Below are 21162 nucleotides of genomic sequence, written 5' to 3'. Positions count from 1 at the left end.
GTTTTTTTGTGTTCGGTCGGACGCCTTCGCGAGCAAGCCCGCTCCCACAGTGGATCTTCATGAGACACAAATTTTTTGTACGACAAAAATCCACTGTGGGAGCGGGCTTGCTCGCGAAGAGGCCGGTATAGACGCCGGACTACTTCGCTGGATACTCGCGGTGCATCTGGTCCAGCAACGCATCCTTGTCATCCCACAACTGGTTGATCCAGCCCTGAAACTGCAATCGATACTCGCCGTCCTGGTCATAGTTCTTGCCGATGAACTGCGGCGGAATCTTCAGCTCCTGAAAGTGCACCACCACGTCCTTCACGTTCCCACAGAGCAAATCCCAATAACCGGGCCGGCCGGCCGGATAGTGAATGGTCACGTTGACGATGGCTTCCAGTTGCTCACCCATGGCATCCAGCACAAACGCGATGCCGCCCGCCTTCGGTTTGAGCAAGTGACGGAACGGCGATTTCTGCTGGGCATGCTTGCCTTCGGTGAAACGCGTGCCTTCGACGAAGTTGAAAATTCCCACCGGGTTATGGCGGAACTTGTCGCAGGTCTTGCGGGTGGTTTCCAGGTCTTTGCCTTTCTTCTCCGGGTGCTTCTCCAGGTAGGCCTTGGAGTAGCGCTTCATGAACGGAAAACCGAGCGCCCACCACGCCAGACCAATCACCGGCACCCAGATCAGTTCCTGTTTGAGGAAGAACTTCAGCGGGCGAATCTTCCGGTTCAGCACGTACTGCAACACCATGATGTCGACCCAGCTCTGGTGGTTGCTGGTGATCAAATACGAGTGCTGATAGTCCAGGCCTTCCAGGCTGCTGAGTTTCCAGCGTGTGTGTCCGAGCAAGTCCATCCACGCTTTGTTGTTGCTGATCCAGGCTTCGTGGATGTGGCTCATCAGCCAATCGGTAAAACGCTGGGCGGCGGGGAAGGGCAGCAGCAGTTTGAAAATCGCCACGATGAACAGCGGTGTGCAGCAGGCAATCGTGTTCAGTGCCAACAGCAGCGAGGCAATGACGCCTCGCAGCGGTGCAGGTAGGGAATCCAGCATTTAAAGATCCAAAGGTCGGTTGGCAGCTTGAATCGCGGTCAACGCGATGGTGTAGACGATGTCGTCGACTTGCGCGCCGCGCGGCAGGTCGTTCACCGGTTTGCGCAGGCCTTGCAGCATCGGCCCGAGGCTGACGCAGTCGGCGCTGCGCTGCACGGCTTTGTGGGTGGTGTTGCCGGTGTTCAGGTCGGGGAACACGAACACTGTGGCGCGACCGGCCACTTGGCTGTTCGGCGCCAGTTGCCGGGCAACGGTTTCGTTGGCGGCGGCGTCGTATTGCAATGGGCCGTCGATCAGTAGCGAGTTTTGTTGCTCGTGGGCGAGCAATGTCGCTTCGCGAACCTTTTCGACTTCTTCGCCGCTGGCCGATTCACCGCTGGAGTAGCTGATCATCGCCACGCGCGGGGTGATGCCGAAGGCGGCTGCCGAGTCGGCGCTTTGCAGCGCGATCTCGGCCAGTTCGCTGGCGCTCGGGTGCGGGTTCATCACGCAGTCGCCGTAGACCAGCACTTCTTCAGGAAACAGCATGAAGAATACCGACGACACTAACGTGCAGCCCGGCGCCGTTTTAATCAGCTGCAGGGCCGGGCGGATGGTGTTGGCGGTGGAGTGAATGACCCCCGACACGAGGCCGTCGACTTCATCCAGCGCCAGCATCATGGTGCCGATCACCACGGTGTCTTCCAGTTGCTGCTCGGCCATCGGCGCGTTGAGGCTTTTGGTTTTGCGCAGGGCGACCATCGGCTCGACGTAGCGCTCGCGAATCAGGTCCGGGTCGAGGATTTCCAGCCCCGGCGGCAGCTCGATGCCTTGGGCGCGAGCGACGGCTTCGACGTCCGCCGGTTTCGCCAGCAGCACGCAACGGGCAATGCCGCGTGCCTGACAGATCGCTGCGGCTTGCACGGTCAGCGGCTCGCTGCCTTCGGGCAGGACGATGCGTTTGTTGGCAGCCTGGGCGCGCTGGATCAATTGATAACGGAACACGGCGGGCGACAGGCGCATTTCCCGTGGCGTGCCGCAGCGTTGGTGCAGCCACTTGGCGTCGAGGTGGCTGGCAACGAAATCGGTGATGATCTCCGCGCGCTCGCGGTCGTCGATCGGGATTTCCTTGTTCAAACCGTTCAACTGGTTGGCGGTGTCGTAGGAACCGGTGCTCACCGACAACACCGGCAGGCCGGCCTGCAAGGCTCCACGGCACAGGTCCATGATGCGCGGGTCGGGCAGGGTGTCGCTGGTCAGCAACAGGCCGGCCAGCGGCACGCCGTTCATGGCCGCGAGGCTGACGGCGAGGATGATGTCGTCGCGATCACCGGGTGTCACCACCAACACGCCGGGCTTGAGCAGCTCCACGGTGTTGCGCATGGTACGGGCGCAGATGATGATTTTGGTCATGCGCCGGGTCTCGTAATCACCGGCATTGAGAATTTGCGCGCCCATCAGATCGGCGACGTCGCGAGTGCGTGGGGCGTTCAATTCCGGCTGGAACGGGATGCAACCCAACAGACGGAAATCGCCACTGCGCAGCAATGGCGAATGCTCTTTCAAGCGCGAGGCAAAGGCTTCCATGCTCTCGTCGGTTTTGACCTTGTTGAGGATCACGCCGAGGACTTTCGGGTCTTTCGGACCGCCAAACAATTGCGCCTGCAACTCCACGCGGCCGGACAGTTCAGTCAGCACTTCGTTTTCCGGCGCCGAGACCAGGATCACTTCGGCGTCGAGGCTTTTCGCCAAATGCAAATTGACCCGTGCGGCGTAACTGGCGCTGCGGGTCGGGACCATGCCTTCGACAATCAGCACATCTTTTCCGACAGCAGCCTGCTGATAGAGGGTGATGATTTCTTCGAGCAACTCATCCAGCTGACCGTCGCCGAGCATGCGCTCGACGTGCGCCAGACCGAGCGGCTGAGGCGGTTTCAAACCGTGAGTGCGCGCCACCAGTTCAGTGGACCGTTCAGGCCCGGTGTCACCCGGATGCGGCTGGGCAATCGGTTTGAAAAAGCCGACCTTGAGGCCGGCCCGCTCAAGAGTACGCACCAGCCCGAGGCTGATGGAGGTCAGACCCACACCAAAATCGGTGGGCGCGATAAAAAAAGTTTGCATGCGAATTCTCTGGAGGTGCATGGCAATGGTGACGACCTATGTCTGGCCGTTTACCGAAATTCAGTCGCCAAGGTTATCGCTAACCGAGCCTTGTGCGCACCAACCGCAATCAAAGGGCTGGCCTATTTTTTCAATACGTTGCGCGGGGTCCAGGACCCAGGCGCGCGATTGCCACGGTGGCTGGTGGCGAAGGTGTTGGGTGTGACCGCAGGAAAGCTCGGCCACCCAGTGCCCGTCCTCATCCTGATGGAAGCCTGTGACCGTTGAGCCTTTCGCCGCCACCCGTCTGTCCGGGTTGTGTTCGCTTTCGGGCGATTGCTTCGCTAAACTTGGCCATTCTTCATTCTTATGCAAAAGGTCTCGCCCCATGCTGATCGCCGCCAATAAGGCTGTCTCCATCGACTATACCCTGACCAACGACGCTGGTGAGGTCATCGACAGCTCCGCCGGCGGCGCGCCGCTGGTCTACCTGCAAGGCGCAGGTAACATCATTCCGGGCCTGGAAAAGGCTCTGGAAGGCAAAGCAGTCGGTGACGAACTGACTGTCGCCGTAGAACCTGAAGATGCCTACGGCGAATACGCTGCCGAACTGGTCAGCACCCTGAGCCGCAGCATGTTCGAAGGCGTCGACGAGCTGGAAGTGGGTATGCAGTTCCACGCATCCGCTCCGGACGGCCAGATGCAGATCGTCACCATTCGCGATCTGGACGGCGACGATGTCACCGTCGACGGCAACCACCCGTTGGCTGGTCAGCGCCTGAATTTCCAGGTCAAGATCATCGACATCCGTGATGCCAGCCAGGAAGAAATCGCTCATGGTCACGTCCATGGCGAAGGTGGCCATCACCACTGATTTTCTGCGCTAAGCTTTCGAGAACTGGAGAGGCGCCCGAGGGGCGCCTTTTTAGTCAGCGGCTGTCCCTGGTGACACCGCCAAGTGGCTGTTTCGAGAAGAACACGGGAATTTGGAGTTCGTCATGAGTGCTTTTCACGACCTTAAATTGACAGCCCTGGATGGTCAGGAGCTACCGCTGGCGCCTTTCAAGGGGCGTGTCGTGCTGGTGGTCAACGTTGCCTCCAAATGCGGCTTGACCCCACAGTACGCGGCGCTGGAAAACCTTTACCAGCAATACAAGGACAAAGGTTTCAGCGTACTCGGCCTGCCGTGCAACCAGTTTGCCGGGCAGGAACCGGGTACCGAGCAAGAGATTCAGGAGTTTTGCAGCCTCAACTACGGCGTGAGTTTTCCGTTGTCCAGCAAGCTGGAAGTCAACGGTCATGATCGTCATCAGCTGTACCGTCTGCTGGCGGGCGAGGGTGCTGAATTCCCGGGTGACATTACCTGGAACTTCGAAAAATTCCTGCTGGGCAAGGATGGTCGCGTGCTGGCGCGGTTCTCGCCGCGCACGGCGCCGGATGATCCGTCTGTCGTTCATGCGATCGAAAAAGCCCTGAGCTAAAGAGAAAGATCAAAAGATCGCAGCCTTCGGCAGCTCCTACAGGGGAATGAGTACACCCGTAGGAGCTGCCGAAGGCTGCGATCTTTTCGTTTCTAATCCTTAATCACTTAAATCAATAGTGCTGTTCAATGCTTGGCACTCTCCATATTATCGCCGTCATAAAGTCTATGTCCCGTGGAGCGTCCCATGCCCGTCAAAGCCCTGTTCAAACCGTTCCACCTCGGCACTCTCGAACTGCCGACCCGCGTCGTCATGGCGCCGATGACCCGCTCGTTTTCGCCGGGTGGCGTTCCCAATTCCAAAGTGATCGAGTACTACCGTCGTCGCGCCGCTGCAGGCGTTGGCTTGATCATCACCGAAGGCACCACCGTCGGCCACAAGGCTTCCAACGGTTACCCGAATGTGCCGCATTTTTACGGCGAAGCGGCGCTGGCCGGATGGAAAAAAGTGGTCGACGCGGTTCATGCTGAAGGCGGCAAGATCGTTCCTCAGCTGTGGCATGTCGGCAGCGTGCGCCGCATCGGCACCGAGCCGGACGCCAGCGTGCCGGGTTACGGTCCGTCGGAGAAATTGAAGGACGGTCAGGTCGTGGTTCACGGCATGACCCAGCAAGATATCCAGGACGTGATCGCCGCATTTGCCCAGGCCGCCAAAGATGCCCAAAGCATCGGCATGGACGGCGTAGAAATTCATGGTGCCCACGGCTACCTCGTGGACCAGTTCTTCTGGGAAGGCAGCAACCAGCGCACTGACGAATACGGCGGCAGCCTGGCCAACCGTTCGCGTTTCGCCATTGAACTGATCCAGGCGGTGCGTGCAGCGGTCGGCGAAGGCTTCCCGATTATTTTCCGTTTCTCTCAATGGAAGCAGCAGGATTACACCGCGCGTCTGGTACAAACCCCGGAAGCACTGGGCGAGTTCCTCAAGCCGTTGTCCGACGCCGGCGTGGATATTTTCCACTGCTCGACGCGCCGTTTCTGGGAACCGGAGTTCGACGGTTCCGAGCTGAACCTGGCCGGCTGGACCCGCAAACTTACCGGTAAACCGACCATCACCGTGGGCAGCGTCGGCCTGGATGGCGAGTTCCTGCAGTTCATGGTCAACACCGACAAGATCGCGCAGCCGGCCAGCCTGGAAAAACTGCTGGAGCGCTTGAACAATGATGAGTTCGACCTGGTGGCGGTAGGTCGCGCGTTGCTGGTGGACCCGGACTGGGCGCAGAAAGTGCGTGACGGCCGTGAAGAAGACATCCTGCCGTTCAGTCGTGAGGCGTTGATGACCCTGGTTTAAGCGGCGCCTTGACTGACGCCTTCGCGAGCAAGCCCGCTCCCACAATTAACCGTATTCTGCATGTAGAAACTCGGTCGAATGTGGGAGCGGGCTTGCTCGCGAAGACTGACTCAATGTCACCCAGGATTCAGGGTAAGGTCGCTGCACCAGGAACCACCTGCTCCCCCACACAAGCCCCGCGCAACTGCCCTTCAAACTGTTCGATAATCGCTGCCCACCCTTGGCGACTCGCATGCTGACGCGCATTAAGCCGCACGCAGCGCAAGGTTTCGCGCTCTTCCAACAGCCAACACGCCGCATCGCAGAACGCCTCTTCGTCCCCCGGCATCGCGAGTACGCCGTTGTAGCTATGGCGGATGTGCTGAGCCGCTGCTGCCTGATCGTAGGCCACCACACCCAGTCCCGAGGCCAGCGCCTCAAGCACGACATTGCCGAAGGTTTCGGTCAGGCTTGGAAACAGAAACACATCTCCCGACGCATAGTGACTGGCCAAGGCTTCGCCGCGTTGTGAGCCACAGAAAATCGCCTCGGGCAGTTCTTTCTCAAGTGCCGCTCGTTGCGGGCCGTCGCCAATCACGATCAACTTCAGGTTTTTCTGTGGATAAGTCGTACGCAGCCTTTCGAAACTGCGCTTAAGCAAGCCGAGATTTTTCTCCGGTGCCAGGCGACCTACATGGATGACGGCAATGTCACTGTCGGCCAAACCCCACTGTTCGCGTAGCGACGTCAGCCGCTTGGTCGGGTGAAACAACTGGCTGTCGACCCCACGCGACAGCAACGCCAGGCGCTCGAAATGCCGGCGCTCCAGTTCCATTCTTTGGCTCACGCTCGGCACCAGGGTCAGCGTCGAACGATTATGAAACCAGCGCAGGTAGTGGGTCAGCAATCGCGTCAGCAGTCCAAGCCCATACTGACTGGAGTACTGCTGGAAATTGGTGTGAAAGCCGCTGACCACCGAAATCCCCAAGCGCCGCGCCGCGCGCAACGCGGACAATCCCAGCGGTCCTTCCGTGGCGATGTACAGCACGTCCGGCCGATGACGCTTCCAGCGCCGCAGCAGCTTGTGCATCGACGACTGACCCCATTGCAAGCCGGGATAACCCGGCAGCGGCCAGCCCCGACATAGCAACAACGCATCGTCGCTGCCCAACTGCTGATCGCAACCCTGACGCGGTCGCACCAATTCCACCTGGTGCCCACGCGCGCGCAAGCCGTCGCACAAGCGGCCGAGGGTATTGGCTACTCCGTTGATTTCGGGAGGGAAGGTTTCGGTGATCAGAGTGATATGCAGAGCTGTCGTCATGACCTCAGTGTCGGCTGAGGCCATGTCGTCAGTGTGACGGTGGGATGATGAATTTGTGATGCGATGAGGCACTACCGTTTTTTTCGTATCCAGCGTCGAGATGGCGGCAGACGTTGGGTGGGGTAAAGGTGAATTTTATAGCCGAAATAATGGCGTCAAAAAAGCTGTTGCATTTTTGTCGGAGAAGTGATTTTATTGTGCCACTACTGGTTTTATAACCAGTAATTACCCGATAATTTTAGTGAGGATGTGAATGCAGATATTTATAGATTTGGTCACGAATGCAAATTTGCAGGCCTGGGTTTGGGGGCCGTTGATGGGCGTTCTATGTGGAGTACTGTTTGCCGGAATTACTAATCCGCCTACAGTGAATGCCCCTGTTACGGTAATTCAGACGACGCGAACGTACATCACCAATCTCACCACAAAAGGCGGTTCCTCAGGGAGTGCGAGTGGAGAGGGAGCCGGAGCCGTTTTTTTTGCCTTGGCAATCGGCGTGATGTTTTTAGTCTGGAAGTACGCGATTTATGTTGAGCTTGTCCATTATTACCTGTGGATGCTCCTTTCCACCTTGCTGGCTTTCAGCATGACGACTGCTCTGGTCTCGTTGCTCAAAGGTCAATTTACCTCAAACAGTTGGGCTGTCTACATTGTTGCCCCCATCACCATCCTTGCGGGATGTGGAGGTATCATCGGTTTGGCAAAGTCATCCTTTGATCCGGAACTTACCCAACTCGCCTCTCAGCGCACATTTTTTGATTTTTACGTGCATGGTCTCTCGGCCTATGGACGATCGCTGATGATGAGCCAAGTGCTTGGGATGGTCGTGACTCTGCTGGTGATGGTATTTACCGGGTTGGCATTGCTGCATTATTTGGCGCTTATGAACCAGCGTAGTTATGGCCCGCTACACCGTTTTTGGATGTTCTTGACCGGCGCTACACTTTTCTTCTCGGGTAAATCCTGGTTGTTCGTTTTGACATGCGGGCTTGTCCTCGCCTATCTACTGATCGACCCTCGATACATTCCTGTCTGGATGACCCAGCAGTAATCCTCTGCAGTAGATTTTTGCCAAAGGCCGTTGTCAGAGGCGAGGTATTTGAATGAGTACCTCGCTTCGACCCTTTCAACTTTGTTGGGCCACCAGATTTTCCGCGCCGCGTTCACGCACCCAGAACAAGGTCGCACCCGCCACGGCGGCCGGCATCATCAGGATATTGACCACCGGAATCAGCAGCACCAGATAAACACTCCCGCCGAAACTCATGCTCTGCCAGCGCTTCGCGCGCAGCCATGCAAGCATCTCGTTCCAGCCCAGTTTGTGGTTATCCGCCGGGTAGTCGATGTACTGGATCGCCATCATCCACACCCCGAACAGCAGCCACAGCGGCGCGGCGATGATGTTAACCACCGGGATGAACGAGAGGATGAACAACCCGATGGCGCGCGGCAGGAAGTAGCCGAGCTTGCGCATTTCCCGGGCCAGGGTGCGGGGGATCATGGCGATCAGTTCGCCCCAGCTGAAGGTCGGGAAGTCGTCAGTGCCGCGCACCACGACTTCGACTTTTTCCGCGAGGAAACCGTTGAATGGCGCGGCGATGACGTTGGCCAGCATGGTGAAGGTGAAGAACACCATTAACACCACCAGCACCACGAACAACGGCCAGAGGACATAACTGAGAAAACTCAGCCATTCGGGCAGGGACGGCATCAACGTATCGACCCACAGGCTGAATTGATGGCTGGCCAGGTAGATCAATCCGACGAACAGCACCAGGTTGATCACCAGCGGCAACAGCACAAACAAACGCAGGCTTGGGCTCAGGACCAGCTTGAGGCCTTCGCGCAGGTATTGCGGGCCGGACAGAACGGGGGCGGGCATAACGTGCTCCGAGCAAAGGGGAAACGCGCCGACCTTACCGGCTTTGCCTGACAGGCGAAAGCGCGGTAGCAGCATCGACATTAACTGTAACAAAGGCGCCTATGTATCCATCGTGATGGGATAGAGACCGCCTATGAGCTGGATTGTTAAACCGTATTTCCTTAATCTTCGCCCCCTCGATACGCTGCACCCCATACTTTTTACAGGACTGTCGAGCTCAAGCCTTCCCCAAGTGCTTTCAACGGTCCTTTTTTATTCCCGCCGACAACCCGGCGTTCCGCGCCAGAAGTTTCGGGCCGGTCAACAGGAGCAGGTCATGTCTGAAGTCCGTCATTCGCGAGTGATTATTCTCGGTTCCGGCCCTGCCGGTTACAGCGCCGCGGTCTATGCCGCCCGTGCCAACCTCAAGCCACTGCTGATCACCGGCATGCAAGCCGGCGGTCAACTGACCACCACCACCGAAGTCGATAACTGGCCTGGCGACGTCCACGGCCTGACCGGCCCGGCGCTGATGGACCGCATGAAAGAGCACGCCGAGCGCTTTGAAACCGAAATCGTCTTCGATCACATCAATGCCGTGGACTTCGCTGCCAAGCCGTACACCCTGACCGGCGACAGCGCGACCTACACCTGCGACGCCCTGATCATCGCCACCGGCGCCAGCGCTCGTTACCTGGGTCTGCCGTCGGAAGAAGCGTTCATGGGCAAAGGCGTTTCGGCCTGCGCGACCTGCGATGGTTTCTTCTATCGCAACAAGCCAGTGGCTGTGGTGGGTGGCGGTAACACTGCTGTGGAAGAAGCGCTGTACCTGGCCAACATCGCCAGCAAAGTGACCTTGATTCACCGTCGCGAAACCTTCCGCGCCGAGAAGATCCTGATCGACAAGCTGAATGCCCGGGTTGCCGAAGGCAAAATCGAGCTGAAGCTGAACTCGACCCTGGACGAAGTGTTGGGCGACAACATGGGCGTAACCGGTGCCCGCCTGAAGAACAATGACGGCAGCTTCGACGAGCTGACAGTTGACGGCGTGTTCATCGCCATCGGCCACACCCCGAACACGTCGTTGTTCGAAGGTCAGCTGACCTTGAAAGACGGCTACCTGGTTGTGCAAGGCGGCCGTGACGGCAACGCTACTGCCACCAGCCTCGAAGGGATCTTTGCTGCCGGTGACGTGGCTGACCACGTTTACCGTCAGGCCATCACCTCGGCCGGCGCTGGCTGCATGGCGGCACTGGACGCCGAGCGTTACCTTGACGACCTGCAGAACGCTTCGTTCTGATTGTGTTGAAATGAAAAAACCGGCTTCGGCCGGTTTTTTTGTGCATATATAAAAAGACGCATTGCCGACCCCGGTCCTTGTGGGAGCGAGCTTGCTCGCGATAGCCATTTATCATTCAACAGTGATATCGACTGACATACCGCTATCGCGAGCAAGCTCGCTCCCACAGGTTTTTGCATTGGCCGAAGTCGATTGCGATCAGCCGCGAAATCGCTCCTGGACGAAGTCCATGACTTTCAACGATTGATAGATGGCATTGGCGGCAATCCGCCCGAACGGCCCGCCGTTCCAGTCCAGCAAGTACGGTTTGAACAACTGATAACGCGCACTTTCCCCGCACACCGCTTCGGCGATGACCCTGCCGCCAATCGAGCCGGTATTCAAGCCATGGCCACCAAACGAGGTGCAGGCCCAGACGCCCGGTTCGAGCAATCCCAGGTTGGGCATCTTGTTGGTGGAGTAACCCATCAGGCCGGACCAGGCCAATTCGATTTTGACCGGGGCCAGTTGTGGATAGACCGACACCATGTCGGCCTTGAGCATGGCGGCGAGGGCCTTTTCGTTCTGTTCGTTGCGGGTGGTGATGCGTCCGCCCCAGAGCAGGCGGTCGCCTTCGACCACGCGGTAATAGTCCGAGGCGCGGCGGTCGTCGGAGAACGCGGCGCCGGAGTCGAGGACGTTTTTGATCGAGTCGCCAAGGTGCTCGGTCAGCACCACATAGGTAGCGATGGGCAGGTAGGCGCGGCTGAGTTTTTGCAACTCCGGGCCGCCGTAACCGCCGGCGCAGAACACCAGGTCCTGGCAGCACACGGTGCCGTGAGCGGTCTGGACAATTTTGTCGGCGCCTTCGCGATGCCAGGCCAGCATTTTTGATTGTTCGAAGATCCGGCCTCCTGCTGCTTCGATGGCGAGGGCCAGTCCCAGGCAATAATTCAGCGGGTGAAAGTGCAGCGCCTTCGGATCCTCGATGCCCTGGAAATAACGCAGGGTGTGGGCCCGCTCGCGGACCTGAGGGGTGTCGAGGTAGTTGAGTTCATAGCCGAAGTCCCGGCGCATGCTCTCGATGTGGTTTTTCACACCAGCACTGTCGTCGTAACGCTTGACCCGAATCGTACCGGCGGATGGATCGCAACCGGACAATGCCAGTTCGGCGATGTTGCGGCGGACAATCTCCACACCCTCGACCGACATTTGAAAGAGCGCCTTGGCCTGTTCCAGTCCAAGTTTCTTGCGGATCGCTCCCGACCCTTCAGCCCAGCCCGGCGAGACCACGCCGCCATTTCGACCGGACGCGCCCCAGGCGACTTGCCGGGCTTCGAGGATGATCACGCGTTTGCCGCGCCGGGTCAGCTCCAGGGCCGCGGTAAGGCCCGCGATCCCGGCGCCGATGATGCAGACGTCGCAAGTTTCGTCAGTGCGAAGTTCGGGCTTGGCTGCGCGGGGCAGCGAGGTTTGGGAATACCAAGTGGTGGGGAAGGACATGGTCAATCCTTGAAAATTGCTTTCTGTGGGAGCGAGCTTGCTCGCGATGGGGGCCGAACACTCAACATCGATACTGAATGTTATGGCCTCATCGCGAGCAAGCTCGCTCCCACAGGGGGCGGTGGAATCCGAGGTGTTTACTTGATGGTCGAATAGTCGACGCCGTACCACTTGTCCGACAGCTTGGTCAGCGTGCCGTCCTTGTGCATCGCGGCGATGATTTCACCGATCTTGGCTTTCAGCTCCGGGTCACCCTTGTCGGTGGCGACGGCCAGCGGTTCGTAGAACACCACGTTGTTGTCGACGGCCCGCAATGGATAGCCCTTTTTCACCGCTGCATCCAGCGTGCTGCGTTGCGTGAGGATGGCGTCCAGGCGGGCACCGTCGCCCAGGCGCAGGTCGTCCAGCGGCCCGACGGAACCGGAGTAGGTTTTCATTTTTTCGGTTTTGACGTCGTACACGACTGGCGGCACGTCAGTGGTTTCAATGGCCAGGGACTGGCTGAAATAGTCCTCGGACGTGGTGCCACCTTCGACGCCGATGATTCTGCCATTCAACGCTTTGTGGTCAGTGACTGTGGATTTGGCGTGCACCGCAAACACGTAGGGCACGTAGTAGTAGGTCGCGGGGAAGTCGAGAATTCGCGCGCGACTTTTAGTGGCGGTCATCGAGCCCACGGACATGTCCCAGCGCCCGTTCCACTTGCCGGCGGTGATCACGTCCCAATCGGGGGTAATGAACTTGACCTCGACACCGAGACGCTTGGCGATCTCCTTGGAAACATCGATATCAAACCCGTCGATTTCATTCTTGTCGTTGATAAACCCTTGGGGTGGCCAGGTCGCCGACGTGGCGACGGTCATTGTTTTACTGCTCTGGATTTTGTCCAGTACGGCTCCGGCGTTGGCGGCGCCGACGAACACCAGCGACATTGCGGCTGCGATTACGTGTTTTTTGCTGACCATGTCCATCTCCACTTATCGTTATTGTTCTGAAGGGGCAAAGCAGTGCTCAGTGACCAATGATCTGCGACAGGAATTTCTGTGCGCGTTCGGTTTGCGGGTTGTTGAAAAACTCGGAAGGGGTGGCTTGTTCGATGACCTGGCCCTGGTCCATGAACAGCACGCGGTCAGCGACCTTGCTGGCAAAACCCATTTCGTGGGTTACGCAAATCATGGTCATGCCGTCGGTGGCCAACTCACCCATCACGTCCAGCACTTCGTGGACCATTTCCGGATCGAGGGCCGAGGTTGGTTCGTCGAACAGCATCACTTTGGGGTTCATGCACAGCGCCCGGGCAATCGCCACGCGTTGCTGCTGGCCACCGGACAGTTGCGAAGGGTACTTGTCGGCGTGTTCGGCAATTCGCACCCGCTCCAGGTAGACCTGAGCGCGTTTTTTCGCCTCAGCGCCCGACACGCCTTGCACCAGTTGCGGGGCCAGGGTCAGGTTGTCCATCACGCTTAAGTGTGGGAACAGGTTGAAGCTCTGGAACACCATGCCGATTTCCCGGCGCACCGCGCTGACACTTTCTGCTTCGCTGGTGAGTGTGATGCCGTTGACCTGAATGTGGCCTTTCTGGAAATTCTCCAGGTGGTTGATGCAGCGAATCATCGTCGATTTTCCTGAGCCCGACGGTCCGCACACCACCAGGATTTCGCCGGCGGCGACGTTCAGGTCGACATCGCGCAACGCGTGAAAGTCGCCGTACCACTTGTTCAAACCGATGATGGAAATCATCGAAGGGCTGGTCTGCGCAACAGGTGCCAGGTCGATTCGTTCTGCCGTAGTCATCACGCATCAGCCCCTTGCGATGGATCGGTTGACCCGTTTTTCGATCCGCGCCTGCACCCGTTCGAGGATGAACGACAGGGCCCAGTAAATCATCGCGGCGGTGATCAGCATTTCCAGGTGGCGAAAATCCGCTCGGCCCTGGGTCTTGGCCAGGTACATCAATTCCCAGACGCCGATCACCGACACCAGCGAACTGTCCTTGAGCATGGCGATGAACTGGTTGCCGGTGGGCGGGATGATCACCCGCAAGGCTTGCGGCATGATCACCCGGCTCAGGGTCTTGAGCGGGCTAATGCCCAGGGCTCGTGAGGCTTCCCACTGACCCACCGGAATGCTCTGGATGCCCGCACGAAAAATCTCGGTCATGTAGGCGCCGTAGCACAGCGACAACGCGAGGATGCCGGCCGGCACTGCGTCCACCACATAACCCAGTTGCGGCAGTCCCAGGTAAATCAGGTAGATCTGGATCAGCAGCGGAACACCGCGAAAAAACGAGGTGTAGAACGAGGCGATGGCATTGGCCAGGCCGTTGTTCGACAGCTTGGCCACGGCACCGATCAACGCCAGCAAGAAGGCAATCACGATCGCCACGGCGGAGATGTACAGCGTGGTCGCGGCGCCCTGGATGATCAGGAAACCGATCTTGTCGAGGATGAAGCTGTAGGAAAGGTCGAATGTGTCGAAGAACGCCAGAAACAGGATCAGCAGTTCGATCCATACCACGGTGGTCTGCACTTTGAATTTCAAGCGTCCGAGGACGTGAAAGTTCAGCGTGCCCAGTGCGGCAATCGCCAGGCCGATGGCGATATTGCGAGCAGTCAGGCTGTCCGGGGCATTGCCCAGCAGCGGATGCAGGAAATGACTGAGGGCGCTGTTACCCAGGTTCATCAGGTAGGAGCCGAGAAACAGCACCACGGCTACGCCAAGCAGGAATTGAGGATCATTGGACTTTTTTTTATAAATTATATTGTCGTGATACATGAATGCCTCAGGCTTGTAGGTGGTAGTGATCTCGCTTGGTAAAAGGGGTATTTGGCCAGTATTGCGACGCAAAATCGGGGACTACAAGCGAACATAATTCGCTATGTCAGTCCCTGATCGTAGTTTGCTTTTCAGGAAAGCTTCGCCAGGCAAGCCTCGAGGATATCCAGCCCTTCCTCCAGCACCGCTGCCTCAGTAGTCAGTGGTGCCAGCAGCCGAATGATGTGGCGCGACTTGCCGCTGGGCATCAGCAGTAAACCGGCGTCGCGGGCCAGGGCCAGCAATTGGGTCAACTGCGCTGAGGCGGGTGTGCCGTCGGGATTGATCAGTTCGATACCGCGCATCGCGCCAACGCCGGTCAAGCGGCCCAGAAACGGGGAAAGCTTGTTGGCGCGCCAGGCCTCATAGCGGCTGACGATGGCTTCTTCCTGTTGCGAGCTCCAGGCGTGCAAGTTCGCATCGGTCATCTCGTCCAGGGTTGCCAGTGCTGCGGCGCAGGCAATCGGGTTGCCTGAATAGGTGCCGCCCAGTCCGCCCTTGGGCAAGGTGTCGAGCAGCGACTTGCGCCCGACCACCGCACCCAGCGGCACACCGCCGGCGATGCTTTTGCCCAGCAGAATCAGGTCCGGCTCAATGCCCAGTCGCGAAAATGCAAAGCGCTGGCCGGTGCGACCGAAGCCGGACTGGATTTCATCAGCGATCAACAGGATGTTTTTTTCATCACAGAAGCGACGTAGCGCTTGGGCGAACTCCACGTCCAGCGCCAGGAAACCCGCTTCGCCCTGCACCGGTTCGACGATAAAACAGGCGACGTCATCGACGTCGATCTCGACGCTGAACAGGCGGTCCATGGCCTTCAGGGCCTCCGCGCAGGTCACGCCGTTGTCCTGGCTCGGGAAGGGCAGGTGAAAAACCGGACCCGGCAGCACGCCGACTTTCTGTTTGTAGGGCGCGACTTTGCCGTTGAGGTTGAGCGTGGCGAGGGTGCGGCCATGGAAGGCGCCGTCGAAGGCGATGACGGCCGTGCGACCGGTGGCGCCACGCACGATCTTCAGGGCATTTTCCGCCGCTTCCGCACCGCTGTTGGTGAGCATGCCGCTGACCGGGTAGTCCACCGGAATAAACGCGGTGAGACGATCCATCAGTTCGATGTAGGGCGCATGCGGGGCGGCGTTGAACGCGTAGTGAGTCAGCCGGGTGGCTTGTTCGCGAATGGCCTCGACGATGCGCGTATGGCAATGGCCGAGGTTCAATACACCGATGCCGCCGACGAAGTCGATGTAGCGTTTGCCATCGGTGTCCCAGACCTCGGCATTTTTGCCGTGGCTGAGCGTGACGGGATGAACGATGTTGATCGACTGGCTGATGGTTTCGCTGCTCATGGATGACCGACTCTGAAGAAGGGATGCTTCTTTTTATCTAAGCCGTGAGCAGCGGTGCCCGGCAAACGAAATAAAGTTGCCGGGTCAATCTTAAAAGTCGGGATGTGCGGTGAAGGTCAAAAGATCGCAGCCTCGTTTCACTCGACAGCTCCTACAGGGATTGTATTTCGCTGTAGGAGCTGTCGAGTGAAACGAGACTGCGATCTTTTGATTTTGAGTCAGCGGCGAGTCAGTGGCTGTTTCGCGAGCGTCACACCCGCCAGACCATGTGTAATCAACGCGCGGATATTACCGTGATCGCTGCCCTCAGGCGTCGCCACCACCGAACGGTAATGCTCGCCGAACGCCAACAGCGCTTCTTCATCGCTCAAGCCTTCCAGCAGCGCCAGACCCAGGGTCTTGCACGAGCCTTCGTTCTGCCCGGCTGCGTTTTCCACGCCGCCGTTGTTGAAAGCCTGAGGCTGATAGTCGTAGCCGGCGGCGATGAACGCCAGGGTGTCGGCAAAAACGTGTTCGCCGCTCTTGAGGCTGGCGCGCAGGGTGTTCAAATCACTCATTGGGTTTTCCTTTGGCGAACGCCGCTTGTTGTTCGGCATTGGCTTCTTGCTGGTATTGGGCTTTCCACTCGGCGTACGGCATGCCGTAAACCACTTCGCGGGCGTCGTCGAGGCTGACCTCGATCTGGCGTTCGTCGGCAGCGGCCTTGTACCACTTGGACAAGCAGTTACGGCAGAAACCGGAGAGGTTCATCAGGTCGATGTTCTGCACATCCTTGCGGCTGTCCAGGTGGGCGACCAGCCGGCGAAAGGCGGCGGCTTCGAGTTCCAGGCGTTGTTGATCGGTCATGGCGGGCTCTGTGCAATCAAATCGTGCGCGGATGATAAAAGTCTGACGAGCAATGTGCCAGACGGTCAGCGGCTCGCGGCCAGGGTAATCGACACCGACTCGGCGAATCGCAGGGCGTGGGGCTTGTCGACTTCGACCTCGGCGTACAACACCGACTCGTTGGCCATGACCAGATCGAGAATTTCCTGAGTCAGGCGCTCGAGCAGGGCGAAGCGATTGCCTTCCACATGGGCGATGATTGCCTTGGTGATGGTGCGGTAATTCAGCGCGTGATCGATGTCGTTGTCACGCACCGCTTCTTGAGCGGCATACAGGATGGTCAGGTTGATCAGTACATCCTGCTTGTTGAGGATTTCATCCTCGTTGATCCCGATGAAGGTCCGCAGGCACAGGTCCTTGACCCGGATGCGTGCCGTTCCTGGTTGAAGTTGTGGCATTGCTACTTGCTCCGTCCAATCAATTGCAGGAACTCCTGTCGGGTGTTGCTCGACTCGCGGAAGGCGCCGAGCATCACCGAGGTGTTCATGGTCGAATTCTGTTTCTCGACGCCGCGCATCATCATGCACATGTGCTTGGCTTCGATGACCACCGCGACGCCCGCAGCACCGGTCACTTGCTGCACCGCGTCGGCGATTTGCCGAGTGAGGTTTTCCTGGATTTGCAGGCGACGGGCGAACATGTCCACCAGTCGTGCAATTTTCGACAGGCCCAGCACTTTGCCCGTTGGAATATAAGCCACATGCGCCTTGCCGATGAAGGGCAGCATGTGATGTTCGCAGAGCGAGTACAGCTCGATGTTGTCGACGATGATCATTTCATCGGCATCGGAAGCGAACAGCGCGCCGTTGACGATCTCTTCGACACTTTGCTCATAACCATGGCAGAGGTACTGCATGGCTTTTGCCGCGCGAACCGGGGTGTCTTGCAGGCCCTCGCGGTCGGGGTTTTCACCAAGGCCGATGAGGATCTCGCGGTAGCTCTGGGACAGGGATAACGTCATGGAACATCCTCGCGGGGGCCGCTTATTTGATGTGCCGTCCGCCGTTGACGGTCAGGGTCGTGCCGGTGACATAAGGGTTGTCGAGCAAATAACGCAGGCTCTGGTAGATCACTTCGCAGCCGGGTTCGATACCCAGCGCGGACTTGGCCAGTGCCTTGGCGCGGTACGCCGCGTCGTCGTCGGGGTTGAACATTAGCAGGGCTGGGGCGATACCGTTGACCTTGATTGTCGGCGCGTATTTCGCGGCGAAGGACAGGGTGAGGCTGTCGAGCCCGGCTTTGCTGGCGCAGTAGCCAATGTGCTTGCTGCTGCCCTTGCGGGTTACGTCATCGCTGATGTGCACGATGTCCGCCGGGCTTGAGCGTTGCAGCAAGTCGGCACAATGCAGATTGATCAGGTAGGGCGCCAGCATGTGGACGTTGAACATGCGGGTGAAGGCTGCGGCGTCGGTGTCCGGGGTTTCGGCCAGCCATTCGGAGGCGTTATGGACAATCGCCCGCAGGCTGTCGGTGTGGTTTTTCAGTTCGCTGATGAACGCGAAGATTCCGGCTTCAGTGGAGAAGTCGGCACACACCGCGGTCGCCCCCAGGTCGCGCAGAACTTGCACGCCGGGGCGTTCACTGCGGTAGCTGAAGATCACCGGCTGGCCATCCTCGAGCAAACGCTGCGCACAGTGCAGGCCGACACGTTGGCCGGCACCGGTGATGAGGATTGGGGCTACGAAAGAGGTCATGAACGGCTCGCGTCGCGGTAAGAGCAAAACTATACCAGCGCGCGGCGGCATTCACCTACCGTGGGGCTTCCTCTGTGGGAGCGAGCTTGCTCGCGATGGCGGTATCACAGCCAACAAAGATGTTGAATGTTATGGCCTCATCGTCGGATCGCCGCCCGGAGCAAGCTCGCTCCCACATGGGGATCAGTGGTTTTGGGTGGAGGGCTCGGCGGGCAAACGTCGGGTCGCAGCGGTGTTCAGCCAGTTGGCCAGCAGGCGGGTCGACAGCGGAATGAAGAAGTAGACCATCAGCGGGGTCAGGCACAAGGTGCTGATGAACACCCGGCTCAGCAGACCCATGTCGCTCAGCAACGGCCCGAGGACAAAGTTGAACAGCAGGGAAACCGGAAAGAATGCCAACCAGATCGCCACGGCCTGTTTCCAGCGTGGTGGTCGCTGGCCGGCCGCGCCGAACCAGCCTTCGATGCCGCTGACACGATGTTCCGTTGGATGGGCAAACAAGTCGCTGCCGCGTGCCAGCCATGCGGTGCGCGATACAGAATGCTCCCAGGCGTGCAGCGTCTGCTCGTCGGCGAAGCGGAAAATAATCTGGAATTCGTCATCGTCGGGCGGCGGAGCGAGCACGCCAGAACCGAGGTAGCCGGGAAAATCGGTGGCCAGTTGTTCGCCTTCGCGCAACCAGGCGATCAGGTCTTGATAACGCCCATCGGCGACGCGGCGCGCAACCATCAGCGTGACGGGTGAAGTAGACATTTTGTATCTCCGTATGACAATCGCGTCGCTCCGGATAGGAGTTTCGCCAGGCGCAGCGCCGGGGTGGTGGGCTGCGTCTTGGAACAAGCAAGGATTATTCCTGATTCTGCCTGGAACGTCAGTGACATTCGTCGCCATCAACGTCTTGAATGGTATGGGGGCAGCGGAGGTAGAATGGGATCCAATTTATACATGGACGTAGAATTATAAAATGCCTGTGCCAACTGACGTTGTCCGTGTAATGCAGCCCGAAACTCCTCTCGAACAGGAAGAGCTGTTTCCGATTCGCGAAGTGGCGCGCCTGACCAAGGTCAACCCGGTCACGCTACGCGCATGGGAGCGCCGCTATGGACTGATACAGCCCACGCGCACCGAAGGTGGGCACCGACTGTATTCGATGACCGATATCGATCGGGTCCGCAGCATCATCGGCTGGATCGAACGCGGCGTTGCTGTCAGTAAAGTCGGCAAGATACTGGCCAGGACTGCCCCGCTTCAGGCCCTGTCGCACATCATCCCGAATGAACTCGTACACGCTGACTACATGCAATGGAAGCAACAGGTTCAGGTAGCGGTGAATGCCTTTGACGAGGTTCAACTGGAGCAGGTCTATGGACAGATCTTTTCCAGTTATCCCCTGACTGTCGTGTTTCAGGACATTCTGCTTCCACTCTGGAAGCAATTGCTGCAGCGCCATGAAGCGTTCGGTCAGGCCAGCGAGTGGTTTTTCCTGGATGGTTTTCTGCGTTCTCGAGTGTTGCAACGCCTGCTGCTGGTGCGTGTCATGCAGCCGCGACGGGTGATTGTCTGCGCCTTGAACGATCAGTGTCGTGAACTCGAAGTGCTGGTAGCGGCGCTGTTTCTGAGCAGTGTCGATTCGGCTATTCAAGTGTTGGCTATCGGTCAGCCATTCGACGAATTGACCCTGGTCTGCGAGCGAATCAAGGCCCAGGCGCTGGTGCTGTTTTCCAATCACGCGCCTGCGCCCGAGTTGCCACGGCGATTGAAGCGCCTGGCCTTGAGCCTGGATTGTCAGTTGATGCTGGCGGGGGATGCGTCCGATCTGGTGCAGGAAAGCCTGGCTGGATCGTCGATTGGATGTCTGGGTAACGAAGGATTGGTCATGCGTCAGCGTTTGAAACAGTTCCTGACAGGCAACCTGGACACTTGAATCAGAGATGCATGGCCGGATGCGTCAGCCGATGCTGTTGAAGGATGTACTGGCGCAGACGCTCGGTTTCGTCCTTGTCACCCTGATTCAACTGATAGGCAAAGAAGCCGCTCTCGGTTTCTTTCTCGAAGGTGCCGCGCAACGCGATGCGCTCGTAGCCAGACGGGCTGAACCACAAGGCGAAATGCTTTGGCGGCTTGGTCTTGTTGCGAACTTCCAGCAAGACCCCTTTGAACGACACTTCGTGCACCCACATCGTACCGGGCTGGCCATTGGCATTCTCCAGCGCTACCGGTTCTTCGAGTACCAGGCGCCATGGCCGGACCATCGGTCCGTCTTCATAGATGCTGGGGACGCCGAGGCGTAAATGCAGCGCATGAAACTCGTCTTCCACCAGGTGCAGCGGGAAGGTCATTTGCTGATTTTCGAAGTTGGCCTGGATGGTGACTTGCTCATGAGCGGCAAGGCGCGTGAGCAGGTCACGGATCTGCGAACCACCGTTGACGAGCAGGCTCGACGTCGCATCCCGCACATTGAGTTGCGGGTTGTGTTGCATGGTCTGGATAAAATCCAGCTCATCCTGAGTCAGGAGTGCGTCGCGTTGCATAATCTGCTCGACAGAAATAGTTACAAAGTCACTGGTGATTGTAGTTAATGACAA

The 21162-nt window shown here is 58.5% G+C and carries 23 protein-coding genes; 6 read left to right on the top strand and 17 right to left on the bottom strand.

Annotated features, from left to right (window positions below):
- Positions 1-139 precede the first annotated feature (139 nt).
- Genes E3W21_RS23200 through E3W21_RS23190 form a run of 3 tightly spaced genes read right to left on the bottom strand, consistent with a single transcriptional unit; the run spans position 140 to position 3544 of the window.
- The gene (locus E3W21_RS23200) at positions 140-1045 is read right to left on the bottom strand and encodes an acyltransferase (RefSeq protein WP_134421997.1); all 906 of its coding nucleotides are present in this window, start codon (positions 1043-1045) and stop codon (positions 140-142) included.
- On the bottom strand, positions 1046-3145 hold the full coding sequence (gene pta, locus E3W21_RS23195) for a phosphate acetyltransferase (RefSeq protein ID WP_134421996.1): 2100 nt from the start codon (positions 3143-3145) through the stop codon (positions 1046-1048).
- Between the two features lie 60 nt (positions 3146-3205).
- Positions 3206-3544: a DUF3565 domain-containing protein gene (locus E3W21_RS23190; RefSeq protein WP_056742973.1), complete on the bottom strand. Its 339-nt coding sequence runs from the start codon at positions 3542-3544 to the stop codon at positions 3206-3208.
- On the opposite strand from E3W21_RS23190, the gene E3W21_RS23185 reads away from it, so the two are divergent.
- The 3 genes from E3W21_RS23185 (at position 3513) to E3W21_RS23175 (ending at position 5895) form a co-directional block, all read left to right on the top strand.
- On the top strand, positions 3513-3998 hold the full coding sequence (locus E3W21_RS23185) for a peptidylprolyl isomerase (protein ID WP_007901600.1): 486 nt from the start codon (positions 3513-3515) through the stop codon (positions 3996-3998). The genes E3W21_RS23190 and E3W21_RS23185 overlap by 32 nt on opposite strands.
- Before the next feature lie 124 nt (positions 3999-4122).
- A complete protein-coding gene (locus E3W21_RS23180) occupies positions 4123-4605 on the top strand; it encodes a glutathione peroxidase (protein ID WP_134421995.1) in 483 nt (160 codons plus the stop codon).
- Between the two features lie 186 nt (positions 4606-4791).
- Positions 4792-5895 (top strand): NADH:flavin oxidoreductase, encoded by a 1104-nt coding sequence (locus E3W21_RS23175; RefSeq protein ID WP_076028629.1) that lies wholly within the window; start codon positions 4792-4794, stop codon positions 5893-5895.
- Between the two features lie 127 nt (positions 5896-6022).
- On the opposite strand, the gene E3W21_RS23170 is transcribed toward E3W21_RS23175, so the two are convergent.
- A complete protein-coding gene (locus E3W21_RS23170) occupies positions 6023-7222 on the bottom strand; it encodes a glycosyltransferase family 1 protein (protein WP_134421994.1) in 1200 nt (399 codons plus the stop codon).
- Between the two features lie 229 nt (positions 7223-7451).
- Between E3W21_RS23170 and E3W21_RS23165 the strand changes: the two genes are divergently transcribed.
- Positions 7452-8249 (top strand): hypothetical protein, encoded by a 798-nt coding sequence (locus tag E3W21_RS23165; RefSeq protein ID WP_134421993.1) that lies wholly within the window; start codon positions 7452-7454, stop codon positions 8247-8249.
- Positions 8250-8324: 75 nt separating this feature from the next.
- Here the strand turns inward: E3W21_RS23165 and cysZ are convergent, their stop codons facing one another.
- Positions 8325-9080, bottom strand: a complete 756-nt coding sequence (cysZ, locus tag E3W21_RS23160) for a sulfate transporter CysZ (RefSeq protein ID WP_134421992.1) — start codon at positions 9078-9080, stop codon at positions 8325-8327.
- A 316-nt stretch (positions 9081-9396) separates the two neighbouring features.
- Between cysZ and trxB the strand changes: the two genes are divergently transcribed.
- Positions 9397-10359 (top strand): thioredoxin-disulfide reductase, encoded by a 963-nt coding sequence (gene trxB / locus E3W21_RS23150; protein ID WP_129438437.1) that lies wholly within the window; start codon positions 9397-9399, stop codon positions 10357-10359.
- A gap of 198 nt (positions 10360-10557) precedes the next feature.
- On the opposite strand, the gene E3W21_RS23140 is transcribed toward trxB, so the two are convergent.
- The 11 genes from E3W21_RS23140 to E3W21_RS23090 form a co-directional block, all read right to left on the bottom strand.
- Positions 10558-11841, bottom strand: a complete 1284-nt coding sequence (locus E3W21_RS23140; protein ID WP_134421991.1) for an FAD-binding oxidoreductase — start codon at positions 11839-11841, stop codon at positions 10558-10560.
- A 137-nt stretch (positions 11842-11978) separates the two neighbouring features.
- Positions 11979-12806 carry a transporter substrate-binding domain-containing protein gene (locus tag E3W21_RS23135; protein ID WP_134421990.1) on the bottom strand — a complete coding sequence of 276 codons (828 nt, stop codon included), beginning with the start codon at positions 12804-12806 and terminating at the stop codon, positions 11979-11981.
- Between the two features lie 46 nt (positions 12807-12852).
- A complete protein-coding gene (locus E3W21_RS23130) occupies positions 12853-13581 on the bottom strand; it encodes an amino acid ABC transporter ATP-binding protein (RefSeq protein WP_134422119.1) in 729 nt (242 codons plus the stop codon).
- 60 nt (positions 13582-13641) lie between these two features.
- Positions 13642-14616, bottom strand: coding sequence for an amino acid ABC transporter permease (locus tag E3W21_RS23125; RefSeq protein ID WP_134421989.1), 975 nt, complete (start codon positions 14614-14616; stop codon positions 13642-13644).
- Between the two features lie 131 nt (positions 14617-14747).
- On the bottom strand, positions 14748-15998 hold the full coding sequence (locus E3W21_RS23120) for an aspartate aminotransferase family protein (protein ID WP_134421988.1): 1251 nt from the start codon (positions 15996-15998) through the stop codon (positions 14748-14750).
- Between the two features lie 218 nt (positions 15999-16216).
- Positions 16217-16555, bottom strand: coding sequence for a HopJ type III effector protein (locus E3W21_RS23115; protein ID WP_134421987.1), 339 nt, complete (start codon positions 16553-16555; stop codon positions 16217-16219).
- Positions 16548-16844, bottom strand: coding sequence for a DUF1244 domain-containing protein (locus E3W21_RS23110; RefSeq protein WP_008150700.1), 297 nt, complete (start codon positions 16842-16844; stop codon positions 16548-16550). The genes E3W21_RS23115 and E3W21_RS23110 overlap by 8 nt, the downstream gene beginning before the upstream one ends.
- 65 nt (positions 16845-16909) lie before the next feature.
- Positions 16910-17281: a dihydroneopterin triphosphate 2'-epimerase gene (gene folX, locus E3W21_RS23105; RefSeq protein ID WP_129438421.1), complete on the bottom strand. Its 372-nt coding sequence runs from the start codon at positions 17279-17281 to the stop codon at positions 16910-16912.
- 2 nt (positions 17282-17283) lie between these two features.
- Positions 17284-17844, bottom strand: a complete 561-nt coding sequence (gene folE, locus E3W21_RS23100; protein ID WP_129438419.1) for a GTP cyclohydrolase I FolE — start codon at positions 17842-17844, stop codon at positions 17284-17286.
- 22 nt (positions 17845-17866) lie between these two features.
- The gene (gene folM / locus E3W21_RS23095) at positions 17867-18577 is read right to left on the bottom strand and encodes a dihydromonapterin reductase (protein ID WP_134421986.1); all 711 of its coding nucleotides are present in this window, start codon (positions 18575-18577) and stop codon (positions 17867-17869) included.
- Positions 18578-18760: 183 nt separating this feature from the next.
- Positions 18761-19330 carry an antibiotic biosynthesis monooxygenase gene (locus E3W21_RS23090; protein WP_134421985.1) on the bottom strand — a complete coding sequence of 190 codons (570 nt, stop codon included), beginning with the start codon at positions 19328-19330 and terminating at the stop codon, positions 18761-18763.
- A gap of 211 nt (positions 19331-19541) precedes the next feature.
- Here E3W21_RS23090 and E3W21_RS23085 point away from each other — a divergent pair, with 211 nt between their 5' ends.
- Positions 19542-20501 carry a MerR family transcriptional regulator gene (locus tag E3W21_RS23085; protein WP_134421984.1) on the top strand — a complete coding sequence of 320 codons (960 nt, stop codon included), beginning with the start codon at positions 19542-19544 and terminating at the stop codon, positions 20499-20501.
- Position 20502: 1 nt separating this feature from the next.
- Here E3W21_RS23085 and E3W21_RS23080 read toward each other — a convergent pair whose 3' ends face one another.
- Positions 20503-21108, bottom strand: a complete 606-nt coding sequence (locus E3W21_RS23080) for a hypothetical protein (protein ID WP_129438411.1) — start codon at positions 21106-21108, stop codon at positions 20503-20505.
- Positions 21109-21162 lie beyond the last annotated feature (54 nt).

This window comes from Pseudomonas sp. F01002 (assembly GCF_004402115.1).
Taxonomy (GTDB): domain Bacteria; phylum Pseudomonadota; class Gammaproteobacteria; order Pseudomonadales; family Pseudomonadaceae; genus Aquipseudomonas; species Aquipseudomonas frigoris.
Note: the sequence above shows the minus strand (reverse complement) of the source record. Positions and strands in the feature narration are given on the sequence as shown.